The sequence below is a fragment of the Eggerthella sp. genome (genome assembly GCF_048329335.1).
In the GTDB taxonomy this organism is placed as follows: domain Bacteria; phylum Actinomycetota; class Coriobacteriia; order Coriobacteriales; family Eggerthellaceae; genus Eggerthella; species Eggerthella lenta.
This window is the reverse complement of sequence record NZ_DBFEGU010000292.1, coordinates 1-9,927: the sequence shown is the minus strand read 5'-3', so window position 1 is coordinate 9,927 and position 9,927 is coordinate 1. Positions and strand designations below refer to the sequence as shown.

11 protein-coding genes are annotated in these 9,927 nt (G+C 60.7%); 7 read left to right on the top strand and 4 right to left on the bottom strand.

Annotation, left to right across the window (positions count from 1 at the left end; genetic code table 11):
• The coding region (locus tag ACMO6A_RS09390) for a helix-turn-helix domain-containing protein (RefSeq protein WP_418471143.1) at positions 1-868 on the bottom strand (868 nt) is incomplete at its 3' end.
• A 614-nt stretch (positions 869-1,482) separates the two neighbouring features.
• Here ACMO6A_RS09390 and ACMO6A_RS09385 point away from each other — a divergent pair.
• Positions 1,483-2,013 carry a helix-turn-helix transcriptional regulator gene (locus ACMO6A_RS09385; protein WP_009305203.1) on the top strand — a complete coding sequence of 177 codons (531 nt, stop codon included), beginning with the start codon at positions 1,483-1,485 and terminating at the stop codon, positions 2,011-2,013.
• A complete protein-coding gene (locus ACMO6A_RS09380) occupies positions 2,010-2,375 on the top strand; it encodes a hypothetical protein (RefSeq protein ID WP_009305202.1) in 366 nt (121 codons plus the stop codon). Before ACMO6A_RS09385 ends, ACMO6A_RS09380 begins: the two co-directional genes overlap by 4 nt.
• A gap of 52 nt (positions 2,376-2,427) precedes the next feature.
• Here the strand turns inward: ACMO6A_RS09380 and ACMO6A_RS09375 are convergent, their stop codons facing one another.
• The 3 genes from ACMO6A_RS09375 to ACMO6A_RS09365 all read right to left on the bottom strand — a co-directional run bounded on the left by ACMO6A_RS09375 (position 2,428) and on the right by ACMO6A_RS09365 (position 3,989).
• Entirely contained in the window at positions 2,428-2,730 is a 303-nt protein-coding gene (locus tag ACMO6A_RS09375; RefSeq protein WP_009305201.1) for a hypothetical protein, read from the bottom strand.
• Positions 2,718-3,005 (bottom strand): GMP synthase, encoded by a 288-nt coding sequence (locus ACMO6A_RS09370; RefSeq protein ID WP_226844386.1) that lies wholly within the window; start codon positions 3,003-3,005, stop codon positions 2,718-2,720. Before ACMO6A_RS09370 ends, ACMO6A_RS09375 begins: the two co-directional genes overlap by 13 nt.
• Positions 3,006-3,242: 237 nt before the next feature.
• Positions 3,243-3,989: a class I SAM-dependent methyltransferase gene (locus ACMO6A_RS09365; protein WP_009305199.1), complete on the bottom strand. Its 747-nt coding sequence runs from the start codon at positions 3,987-3,989 to the stop codon at positions 3,243-3,245.
• 154 nt (positions 3,990-4,143) lie between these two features.
• Between ACMO6A_RS09365 and ACMO6A_RS09360 the strand changes: the two genes are divergently transcribed.
• From ACMO6A_RS09360 to tatC, 5 genes are all read left to right on the top strand, one after another.
• The gene (locus ACMO6A_RS09360) at positions 4,144-6,294 is read left to right on the top strand and encodes a HelD family protein (RefSeq protein ID WP_009305198.1); all 2,151 of its coding nucleotides are present in this window, start codon (positions 4,144-4,146) and stop codon (positions 6,292-6,294) included.
• Between the two features lie 137 nt (positions 6,295-6,431).
• A complete protein-coding gene (locus ACMO6A_RS09355; protein WP_418471142.1) occupies positions 6,432-7,787 on the top strand; it encodes an amidohydrolase family protein in 1,356 nt (451 codons plus the stop codon).
• A gap of 3 nt (positions 7,788-7,790) precedes the next feature.
• Positions 7,791-7,991: a hypothetical protein gene (locus ACMO6A_RS09350; protein ID WP_009305196.1), complete on the top strand. Its 201-nt coding sequence runs from the start codon at positions 7,791-7,793 to the stop codon at positions 7,989-7,991.
• A 198-nt stretch (positions 7,992-8,189) separates the two neighbouring features.
• Positions 8,190-8,927, top strand: a complete 738-nt coding sequence (locus ACMO6A_RS09345) for a Sec-independent protein translocase subunit TatA/TatB (protein ID WP_009305195.1) — start codon at positions 8,190-8,192, stop codon at positions 8,925-8,927.
• A 3-nt stretch (positions 8,928-8,930) separates the two neighbouring features.
• A complete protein-coding gene (tatC, locus tag ACMO6A_RS09340; protein ID WP_009305194.1) occupies positions 8,931-9,761 on the top strand; it encodes a twin-arginine translocase subunit TatC in 831 nt (276 codons plus the stop codon).
• Positions 9,762-9,927 lie beyond the last annotated feature (166 nt).

Genomic DNA, 9,927 nt, shown 5'->3' with positions numbered 1-9,927 from the left:
AGATTACCTCGCGAACGATGATGTCGCGAGGGCTCACGCGAACGGAGCCTTCAAGGTGGAACCGATCCGGCAGATGTTTCGTGCAAAAGCCGGTGAGTTGGTCGAAGGCTTCTATCAGATTGCTTGTGACGATGACGCGATCGTCGTATCGATCCTGGTCGCTTATCCTGACAACGGCATCCGTTTTATAGGAAGGGCACAGCGACCGAATGACGTCGGCATCGCCCAACAACAAGACGGCTGCAAGGTTGAATCCTTTTTCGCCCGTGACGAAGTTCTTGCCGAAAAGCCCTGCCGAATGCAAGAGGTCTTCGTCGGTCATGCCGTTCCAAGGGTGTCGGGTTCGTTTTCCCGTGGCCATCGTTCGGATGGCGGGAAGCAAATCCATGCGCAAATCACTTGCTTCCACATACGGGAACACCCGCTGCTCGGTGTAGATGTTCTGCTTGCGTACGCACAAAGCCGTAAGCTGGCTTTCGGTGCTCACGACAACGTCGGCGTCCTCGATGCGCTCGAATATCCTCCCTTTGTATCGGTGGATCGACGGACTGGGAGGAATCCATATCCGAACAAGCGACGAGCCCTCGAAAACGATGTCTTCGAACTCAAGGGTGGCCGGCGGGTCGAAAACGTTCGGATTGTGAACCACGTTGGTCACGTTCCTTTTCACGGGCACGATATTCTCTTCGGGGATTCCGATTGCGTTTCCATCGTCTTCTACTCCCAGGTAGATGCTGCCCCCGAAGCTGTTCGCGAAAGAGCAGATGGTCTCGAACGTGTCTCTTCCAACCGAGTTTCCGCAGCGTTTGAACTCGATGGAGGGGGTCTCTCCGGTTGCGAGGTCGCTGCGCAATTCTGCTTCGTCCATGGGCGCCCTTTCCGAGTGATTCAGAGGAAACTCAGTATAACAACATTTGGCGCGATTTGGCGCGATTTGGCGCTTTTCGATTTCTCGATTCCGACTCCCCGGTTGGCGCATAATCCTCGGAAGAGGCTCCTCGCCCCCGGAGCCGCGCCAGCTTCCTACCAAAACACGTTCTGATGACGGTTTTGGTAGAGAAAATCCCCTGCGGACATCCGCTTAGGTTTCTCGAACTGGGAAAACGTTCCGCGGATCGGGTGAAAGGGAACCCGATCCGGTGGTTTCCCTACCAAAACCGTCATCAGAACGTGTTTTCGCCAAGGGAAGGGTCGGCGTGCGGGAACGCCCCCCCGTCTGCGTCGGGAACGCGACGGCGCGGATCTTTCCAGCCGATGCCTTCACCGGAGGCGAGGTCGTAGAACGCGATCCGGCATTATGCGTTAAACGGGGAGTCGGATTCTCGGGTTTTCGTCATGTGCATGGTGATGCCGCCCATTAAACGGGACGAGGAGCTTGTCCCGCCAAGCGAATTTGACGAAATGTCGGGAATATTTGCTTCAATGCAAGTCCCTGATCAGCGAGAATAGTGCACGATGGAATCGTTGGGAAAGGGACAGCGCATGGTGGGCGAGAAGCTTATGAAGCTGCGGAAGAAGCGGGGGATGAGCCAGCAGGAGGTGGCGTCCGCGCTGGGCGTGACGCGGCAGACCGTTTCCAATTGGGAATGCGATCAGGGTGCTCCGTCGCTCGACAAGGCGGCCGATCTCGCCCGTCTGTGCGGCGTGAGCCTGGACGATCTGGTGGCCGACGAGGTGGAAGTGGTAGTGGCCGATCCCGATCAGGCCGCTGGAAAGCCGCGTGACCTGCATGTGCTCCGCCATCTGGAAGGCAAGCAATGCCGCATCTGCTATCGGTATACGCATGATGAAATCGACATCTTCAAAGCGGTTTCGATGCCCGAGAAAGCGCGCGTGCTCGATGTCAGCGATGGTTGGCTGCGCGTCGAACACGAGCTGGGCGGCGGTGCGCCCTGGTCGAAGAAGGAAACCGCAGTGCGCCTTATCGACATCGATATCATCGACAGCGTACTGGCTTGGCCGAACGAGGATGATAGTCCGCATGCGGCAACGTGCGAGGAGGCGATCTCGTGACGGAGCTTTTGCTGGTTATCGTCATCGTGCAGCTCGGCTTCGTTTTGAGCAGGCTGCCCAAGAAAAACGATTCCTCGAAAGAGAGCGTATCCGATCGCTTCGAGCGCGAGCAGAAGGGGAACGCCGTGTTCGTCGCCTCCCAGCTTCGCAAGTTGCACGGTTGCGCGTGTGCGTTCACTCTCTGGGCGCCAGGGCGCATTTTTGCTGACGAGTCTCCGTCAACGCAAGGACGCGGTATCATCCTCGACTCCGACGACGAATGGGTGCTCATCGAGTGTCCCGCCCCGTTCGGCGCGAAGGGCGCCACGCAGCGCCTGTTCCGCATAGCCGACATCAAGTCCGTCGCAGAGATCGTCGGTTAAAGTCACGCAGTGTTCCTCCGCGAGCAGAGCCGTGAAGGAACACTGCGTCCGATCACTCGCTCAGCCAGTGTGCCGTTTGCGCCGAACGGGCGAAGTGGATATCGTGCAGCACGACCAGCTCGCCGTCGAATGCGTACAATACCACGTGGGGAATCGAACGGAATTCGAAGACGAAGCGTCGCCTTGCCTTGCCCGTGCGAGGATAGGCTTCCGGGAACGTGCGCACATTGACGAGCGCGGCGACAAGACTTGTTTTCAAGCCTTGGTCGGGATCTTCGATCCCTGAAAAGTACAAGTTCTGCGTTATCCGCCGAATGTTCACATCGAAGCGAGCGGTGGTTCTTACTGGGAACATGGCCGCCCCCAATCTTCTCGGGGATATTCACGCTTAAGGCGCTCGACTTCCTCGTGTGCATGTTCGAAGACCTCGTCGAGGGTGTACGTAACCCCCGTGCGCTTCATCTCGGCTTCCGAGGCGTCTACAATCGCATCGCAGTACGCATCATATGCACGTTGCTGGTCGACCGACATCCCAAGGGACGTTAAAAACGGATCAGGTTGAAATTCTGCCATGTTCTCACCTCCTTCGATTACGGCAAGCGGTACGCGTTCATGCATGATACGTGCCATATATCTTCCTACCTTGCGGGCGCGAGTTCCTAAGTCGGCCCCCTCGTTCCCTGGCTGCGAGGATCTTGCAAGCGTTGCGTCAGGCGGAAGGGAAACACCTTCGCCTCTTCGGACTGTGCTTATGCGCAGCGCTTGCACTGGCTCGTGTACGAGTTCATTTTATCAAGCAGAACATTTGTTTGTAAGTCTTGTTTCCGAGGTGGAATCCTGATAGGGGAGCCTGCGGCGATTCCGCGTCTACGCCTTCGGCTTTTTCGCCACGTGGACGGCGGCGATGCCGCCGGTATAGTTTTTCCAGGTCACATCCTCGAACCCGGCTTTCTCCATCATGGCTGCCAGGCCTTGCTGGTTAGGGAAGGCCTTGATGGAGCGCGACAGGTACACGAAGCCCTCGCGGTCGCCCGTGATCAGGCCGCCCCAGAAGGGGATGAGGTGCTTGAGGTAGAAGCCGTACAGCGCGCGCCATACGGCGTTCGGCGGCGTTGAGAACTCCAGGCACACCAGCGCTCCGCCGGGCTTGAGCACGCGGAACATTTCGGAAAGCGCCTGGTCGCGCTCGGGCATGTTGCGGATGCCGTACGCCATGGTGATGGCGTCGTACGACTCGTCGGCATAGGGGATATGCTGTGCATCCACCACCTCGAAGTCAACCGGTACGCCCTCGGCCTTGCCGTCCGCATAGTGCATGCGGGCCACGTCCAGCATCTCGTCCACGAGATCGGTGCACTGGATATGGCGCGGATGCTTCGCGCGCGCCACGGTGAACGTCACATCGCCGGTGCCGCCTGCGATGTCCAGCACGTCGGCGTTCTCGTCGATGGGCGCCTGGCGCATCATGCCCGCCAGCCATGTCTTGTACGCGCCGAAGCTGGAGACGGCGTTGAACCGCTCGTATTTTTTCGCGATGGTGGAGAAGATGTCTTTCACGCGTTCGGACGAGATGTCCGCGGGCGCTTCCTTGCCGGTAGCGGTATCGATGCTCACAGGTGATGCTCCGTTGATCAGGAAAGATTGGAAGGGTGCGCCTCTCGGGCGCGTCTTTATTATACAGGAAAGGAACCTGGCGAGAACAGGCTCCTTTTTTCCGCAGGGCGAGCGTATAATCTCCCGAGCCCACGAAGGAGATTGAGGAGCACCTTTGGAACACGAGCATGAAACTCCCGAACTCGATCAGGAATTCGACCCCGTATTCGAAGAAGAGCAGCAGCATCTGACCGAAACCTATGCCAAGCTGCAGACCATGGGTCGCGATCTGCTGGCGAAGATGGAGGCTAACAGCAAAGACGCGGCCGCCGACAAGCTGGCCATGGTCGACGAGCTGTCGGTGAACCTGGCCAGCTACGCCGACGCCATGGAAACCTATGCCGACTTCGCCACGGTGAACCGCGTCATCGACGCGTACAACCTGGCGCAAACCGTCGATGCGGAAAAGCTGACCAGCATCCAGGTGCTGCTCAAGCAACCTTATTTCGCCAAGGTGGTTCTGCAGATGAAGCCTGGGCAGGAGCCGAAGGAGCTCTACATCGGCACCGCCGGCATCGCCGACGAGAACTACCGCCGCCTTGTGGTGGACTGGCGCTCGCCGGTGGCCGAGGTGTACTACAACCAGGAGAACGGCCCCACGTCCTACGAGGCCAACGGCCGCACCATCCGCGTCGATCTCAAGCTGCGCCGCCAGTTCGACATCGAAGCCGATCGGCTGAACGCCTACTTCGACACGACCGTCGCCATCCAAGACGCCATGCTGCTGGCGTCGCTGTCGAAGCGCCGCACGGCGCAGATGCAGGCCATCACCGCCACCATCCAGAAAGAGCAGAACCAGGTCATCCGCCACGCGGACGCGCCCACCTTGCTGGTGAACGGCATCGCCGGCAGCGGGAAGACGTCGGTGCTCATGCAGCGCATCGCGTATCTGTTCTACCAGCAGCGCGAGAGCCTCGATCCCAGCGAGGTGTTCCTCATCACGCCGAACCCGGTGTTCGAGCGCTACATTGAAGGCGTGCTTCCCGACCTGGGGGAGCGCAATCCCGAATGCCTCACGTGGGATGAGTTCCTGCGAGGCCTCATGCCGCCCGAACGGTCCGGCGGACAGGCGCCTGCGTCGCTGGACGCGTTCGAGCGCATCGACGAAGCGTGCGCGACGTTCTCGTTCGACCAGCATGATTTCAAGGAGATCCACTGCAACGGCGAGCGCCTGGTCACGGTTGGACAAATCCTCCAAGTAGCGGCCAAGTTCAGAAACATCCCTGCTGGCCCCCACCTGGTCACGCTCATGCGCGAGGAGCTGCTGCGGCGTCTGGACAGCCGCTTGAAGCAGCTGGCGGCCTCGGACAAAGTGCTCGACGAGATCTCGATGCTTACCCTCGACCAGCAGGTGGAGCTGTTCCGCGAAACGTTCGACCCGCACGACGAGAGCCAGGTGCGCGAAGTGGCGCAGCAGTACGTCGATTTGCGGTTCGCCGACGCGCGCCGAGCCGTCGAGAACGACGACTGGCTGCGCATCGACCGCATCGGCATGCGCCTTCTGGGCGTGGAGAACCTCGTTCCGGTCGAGTGGCTGTACCTCAAGATGGCGCTGACGGGCCTCGGCAACGCAGATGCGAAGTACGTGATGATCGACGAGGTGCAGGACTACACGGTGGCCCAGCTGGCCGTGCTGGCGCGCTACTTCAAGCGCGCGCACTTCCTGTTGCTGGGCGATCAGAACCAGGCCATCGCTCCGGGCACCGCCACGTTCGACCAGGTGCGCGCGCTGTTCCGGGAGGTGCGCGGCCCGCTGGAGGAGTGCCGCCTCATGACCAGCTACCGCTCCACCCCCGAGATCACGCAGCTGTTCGCCAGCCTGCTGGACGATGACGAGCGCCTGAGCATCTCGTCCATCCAGCGCGCCGACACCGCGCCGGAGATCATCGCGTGCGCAAGCGAGCAGGATTACGACCGTGAGTTGCGGCGCGTTCTTGCTCAAGCGGTCGGCGACGACGGCCTCACTGCCGTGGTGGTGCCGCAGAAGCATCAGGCCAAGCTGCTGCGGAAGAAGCTGGGGGACGCGGCTCCCGCGCTCATCGACGCGGCCGCCACGCTGCCCGCCAGCGGCGTAGTGCTGGTGCCACTCAAGCTGGCGAAGGGACTGGAGTTCGACCACGTCATCGTCCCCGACGCCAGCGAGCGCGCGTTTCCCGACGACCCGCTGTCGCGCCGTCGCCTGTACACCACCGTTTCCCGTGCCACCCGCGGCATCACGTTGCTCGCGCAAGGCGAGATTACCCCGCTGCTGGCCGCGCGGGCGTAGCGGGGGCGGCGGCAATGCGCGAGCAAGCGACTCCGCCCATGCGCCTGCCGATTCCCCTGTGTGCTTTCCCCGAAGAGCGGGTCGGGAATGCTATCATACTCATCATGCGATTATTCTAAGAGATTGGCGGGACAGACATGCTTTTGTGCGCACAATACATTCTTCCCATCACGTCCGAGCCGTTTCAGAAGGGCGCGGTGCTTGTCCGCGACAACGTCATCCGCGACATCGGCACGGCCGAGATGCTCAAGCTGCGCTATCCCGACGAAGAAGTGGTCGATTTCGGCCGGGCGGCTATCATGCCGGGCCTCGTCGACCTGCACACGCACCTCGAGAACTCCGTGATGCGCGGCATCGTGCACGATGTGCCCTATACCACGTGGGTCACGTCCATGTTGGAGAAAAGCGCAAAGATGGACGTGAGCGACTGGTACGACTCCGCTATCCTCGGGGGTCTTGAAGCGCTGTCCAGCGGCATTACCTGCGTCGCCGATATCACTGCCACCGGCGCTGCATGCACCGCCACGCAGAAGCTGGGCATGCGCAGCGTCATCTACCGCGAGGTGGGCGCCATGGACAAGCGCCGCGTCGACTACGCCATGCGCATCGCCGAGAACGACATCATGCATTGGCGCGAAGAGGTTGACGGCGACCGCATCACCATCGGCGTGGCTCCCGCGGCTATGTATGCCTGCCATCCGTCCATGTTCTCGAAGGTGTCCGAATTCGCTCGGCGCGAGAACGTGCCTGTCGCCATGCACGTGGCCGGCAACCGCGAAGAGTACAACTTCATCAAGTACGGCTCGTCGCCGTTCTCGGTGCACACGATGGACCAGAAGCGCGGCTTCGTGGAGATCCCGCCGTGGCTGCCCACCGGCACGACGCCCGTGCGCTACGCTTTGAACTGGGGCGCGTTCGAGTCCGACAACGTGCTGGCCATCCACTGCGTGCACGTGGATGACAAAGACGTGCAGAAGCTGAAAGAGTACGATGTAGCCGTGGCCGTGTGCCCGCGCTGCAACGCGCAGCTGGGCATGGGCGTGGCTCCCATCAACGAGTTCATGCGCGCCGGCCTGCGCTTGGGCATGGGAACCGACTCGCCGGCCGCAACCGACTCCACCGACATGCTCACCGAGATGCGCATCGGTATGCTGGTGCAGCGCGCGGTGAACGTGGGCGAGTTCCTGGATTCGGCCACCATGCTGGAGATGGCCACCATCGGCGGCGCTCGCGCGCTCAAGCTGGACGACAAGATCGGCTCCCTGGAAATAGGCAAGCTGGCCGACATCATCGCGGTCGATCTGTCCGGATCGCATCAGACGCCCACCACCGATCCGGTTTCGGCCGTGGTCAACACCTGCAGCGGCGCCGACATCCTCATGACCATGGTGAACGGCACCGCGCTGTACGAGAAGAACAAATGGAACGTGGGCGTCGAGGTTGCCAGGAACATCGCCCGCATCATCGAAATCCGCGGTAAGTTGAGGTTGTAATCTATGGGAACGAACCAGAAGTTAACGGCACAGCAGAAAAGCGAGCGCATCCGCGCTGCTCAGGAGCGAGAGCGCAAGGAAAAGGAGCGTCGCGAGGCGGCCGCGCGCACGAAGAAGATATTCACCATCGTCGTGTGCGTCATCCTCGTGCTGGCTTTGGGCATCCCCACCGTAGCCCTCGCCTTCCTGGGGAACGGCTCCTAGCTTCCGCCCGATGACGAAGGGCGTTCGCAGCGTCTCCCGCTTGCGGACGCCCTTCGCGTTTCCCGTGTGAGAATCCGTCATGCTTTTTCTGTAGAGCTATCTCGTTCGGGTCGACGGGGAGTGTTTGTGATACTATGAATCGTTGCCGCGCACGGGGCGCGGAGTCGAGAGTAGAGTAACCGCACAAAGGGGTTTGCTTTGTTTGGTATAGGTGGATTCGAGCTATTCCTCATTCTGCTGTTCGGGTTTTTGATCTTCGGACCCGACAAGCTGCCTGCTATGGCTAAGACGCTGGGCAAGGCTATCAACAAGTTCAGAAGCGCACAGGAAGAAATGAACAAGGTGCTCAAGACGGAGGTCTACGACCCTACGTCCGATGAGCCGTTCAAGAACCCGCTGGAGGCGCTGTCGAAGGTCGGCGAGATCGGCAAAGACGACAAGGAGGAGAAGACCGAAAGCTTCTCCGAGCGCAAGGCTCGCTACGACAAGGAGCGCGCAGCCAAGAAGGCCGCCGAAGCCGAGAAGGCCGGTGCTGCCGAAACGACTGCGACGACGGCCGCAGCCGCTACGGCGACCGCCGCTGCTGCCAAGCCGGTGGCCAAGCCCGACGGATCGTTCGTCAAGCCGGAAGAGCCGAAGGCTGCGGAGACTGCGAAGCCGGCCGCCAAGCCTGAGTCGACCGCCGCGAAGCCGAAGCCGTCGCCCGACGAGCTGTACGGCACGAAACCCGCCGCTAAGAAGCCGGCTACCAAGCCGACGGCTGCGAAAGCCGCCGCCGCTTCCAAGAGCGCTGCGAAGCCTACGGCCAAGACCGATGCCGAGAAGGCTGCCGCACGCTCTGCCGCGGCGAAGAAGGCCGCTGCAACGCGCGCGGCGAACAGGAAGGCAGCCGCCGAAGCGGCCGCCAAGGCCAACAAGAACGAGAAGGGGGAGTAAGCCATGCCCGTCGGACCGGCACGAATGCCCCTATTCGATCACCTGGGCGAGCTCCGCATGCGCCTGGTGCGCATCATCGCTTGCCTTGCCATCGCCGTGGTCGTGTTCTACATGGCAACGCCTATTATCAGCCAGTTCTTGCTTCAGCCGATTTCTCCGTATCTGCCGGAGGGTACCGATGGTTTGTTGGCGGGCACGATCGTGCTCGATCCGTTCGAGGCGTTTGCGACTCGTTTCAAGATATCGATCTGGACCTCGGTCGTTGCTTGTTCTCCCGTTATCCTATGGCAGATTCTTGCGTTCTTTCTGCCGGCGCTCAAGCCGAGCGAGCGCAAGTGGTTCGTTCCCACGTTTGCCGCGGCCGTGAGCTTGTTTATATTCGGCACGATCTTCTGCTATCTCATTATTCTCGATCCCGCGTTTCAGTGGCTGACGGATCAGGCTGCAGGTCTGGGCGAAGTGGTGCCGCGAGCGTCGACCTATATCGACATGATCATCAAGTTCGAGCTGGGCTTCGGCTTTGCGTTCGAGCTGCCGCTCATCGTGTTCTACCTCGTCATCTTCGACATCGTCCCGTACAAGAAGCTGCGCGGCAGCTGGCGCACGGTGTACGTCGTGCTCATGGTCGTCTCGGCCATGGCCACGCCGGACGCTTCGCCGATCACCATGCTGCTCATGTTCGCGGCGTTGCTGGTGCTGTACGAAGGCAGCTTGCTCATCGCCCGCGTCGTCCTGCGAAACCGCATCAAGAAGCAGAACGAGGAGCTTGACGCGGAAGAGGCGGAGGAACGCGCTGCCGAGCTCGGCATCAAGAAGGCCAAGAAATCGAAGTAGCCTTATTCTGATGGTGAAGGCCCGTCGAGATCGACGGGCCTTTTTGCTTTTTCTAGGAGTCATTCGCGCCGTTGACGCATCGATACCTACGCGCGAATAACTCTTGGGCTACTATAAGCATGAACGATAGAGGCGGAACGGGCACGAAGGAGCGCCATGCACGAAT